Genomic DNA, 1907 nt, shown 5'->3' with positions numbered 1-1907 from the left:
ATGCGACTCCCTCAGGCTTTTCGCAGCTTGGCACGTCCGTCGTCGGCTCTCGAGCCGAGCCATTCACCAGCCAGTACAGTAGCCAACTTTCGATGATGTGTCGGTTGGAACTGGTCCGGTATCGATTCGGTATCGATGGTCAGTTGCAGTTACTGTGTTGTGTGTGCTCCGTAAGGAGCTCACACGAATTCACTGTTGCTGTAATGGTGATCTGAGACGTCCACAGTACCGTTCACGACGAACGGGTTCAGTGGGCGTCTGGATTGCGCGCGTACACACGGTCGTCATCGAACGTCCGGTGGCGGCCGGAGCGTTCGTCGAACCCTTCCTATCCGCGCTTTCACGGGATAGTGCATCAGTTCGTTGGGGACTCATCCTCGCGCCGTCACGCACTTAAGGAGTGCGTTTTGGGTTGGAGGATGACTCGCCCACGTATGGACCCGCTGGGAGTTGAACCCAGGGCGTCCTCCTTGCAAAGGAGGTGCTCTACCGCTGAGCTACGGGCCCGTGTTAGCCTTGGTGGTTCTTAGGTGCCTGTCCGGTCGGTCCGGCCACTGGACGCACGCGATGAGTGAAAGTGAGCCAGGCGCGTCGGCCTGGTCTCGATCTGTAGGAGGTGATCCAGCCGCAGATTCCCCTACGGCTACCTTGTTACGACTTAAGCCCCCTTGCGAAGCCCAGATTCGACCATTGTGAAATGGCCTCATCCGGACCTCACTCGGGTGCTTTGACGGGCGGTGTGTGCAAGGAGCAGGGACGTATTCACCGCACTCTGGTGAAATGCGATTACTACCGAATCCAGCTTCGTGAGGGCGAGTTTCAGCCCTCAGTCCGAACTACGACCGGGTTTCGGAGATTAGCGCCCTCTTTCGAGGTTGCAACCCATTGTCCCGGCCATTGTAGCCCGCGTGTAGCCCAGCCCATTCGGGGCATACTGACCTACCGTTGCCCGTTCCTTCCTCCAGTTTAGCACTGGCAGTCCTCCTAATGTACCCAGCCAGTCGAAACTGCTGCTGGCAATTAAGAGTGCGGGTCTCGCTCGTTGCCTGACTTAACAGGACGCCTCACGGTACGAGCTGACGGCGGCCATGCACCTCCTCTCTACAGCGTCGTGATGAGGTCATCAACCTGATCGTCATCACTGTAGTCGGGGCTGGTGAGATGTCCGGCGTTGAGTCCAATTAAACCGCAGGCTCCTCCGGTTGTAGTGCTCCCCCGCCAATTCCTTTAAGTTTCATCCTTGCAGACGTACTTCCCAGGCGGTCCGCTTCTCGGCTTCCCTACGGCGCAGCACTGGCTCGTAGCCAGTGCCACACCTAGCGGACATCGTTTACGGCTAGGACTACCCGGGTATCTAATCCGGTTCGAGACCCTAGCTTTCGTCCCTCACCGTCGGATCCGTCTTCTCGAGGTGCTTTCGCCATCGGTGGTCCGTCCGGGATTACAGGATTTCACTCCTACCCCGGACGTACCCCTCGAGCCTTCCGGTCCCAAGCCTCGAAGTTTCCGCCGGACGCCCACTGGTTGAGCCAGTGGATTTCCCGACGGACTTTCGAGGCCGGCTACGGACGCTTTAGGCCCAATAAGATTGGCCATCACTTGGACTGCCGGTATTACCGCGGCGGCTGGCACCGGTCTTGCCCAGTCCTTGTTCCTGTACCGCCCTACGGTACAGAAAAGCGAGGACGATATGCCCTCGCACTCGGAGTCCCCTTATCGCACTTGCGTGCAGTGTAAAGGTTTCGCGCCTGCTGCGCCCCGTAGGGCCCGGAATCTTGTCTCAGATTCCGTCTCCGGGCTCTTGCTCTCACAACCCGTACCGATTATGGGCACGGTGGGCCGTTACCCCACCGTCTACCTAATCGGCCGCAGCCACATCCTACAGCGCCGAAGCGTTTGTGACTCTC

General features: G+C 58.8%; 1 tRNA gene and 2 rRNA genes. All 3 read right to left on the bottom strand.

What is annotated here, in order from left to right:
* Positions 1-91, bottom strand: a 23S ribosomal RNA gene (locus tag BLU74_RS19230); the annotation flags it as partial.
* Between the two features lie 344 nt (positions 92-435).
* Positions 436-507: transfer RNA gene (locus tag BLU74_RS18330), tRNA-Ala, on the bottom strand.
* A gap of 104 nt (positions 508-611) precedes the next feature.
* Positions 612-1907 (bottom strand): 16S ribosomal RNA (locus tag BLU74_RS18325); the annotation flags it as partial.

The organism is Halobellus clavatus, assembly GCF_900107195.1.
Classification (GTDB): Archaea; Halobacteriota; Halobacteria; order Halobacteriales; family Haloferacaceae; genus Haloquadratum; species Haloquadratum clavatum.
The sequence above is the reverse complement of the archived record's forward strand: the minus strand, read 5'-3'. Positions and strand labels throughout refer to the sequence as shown.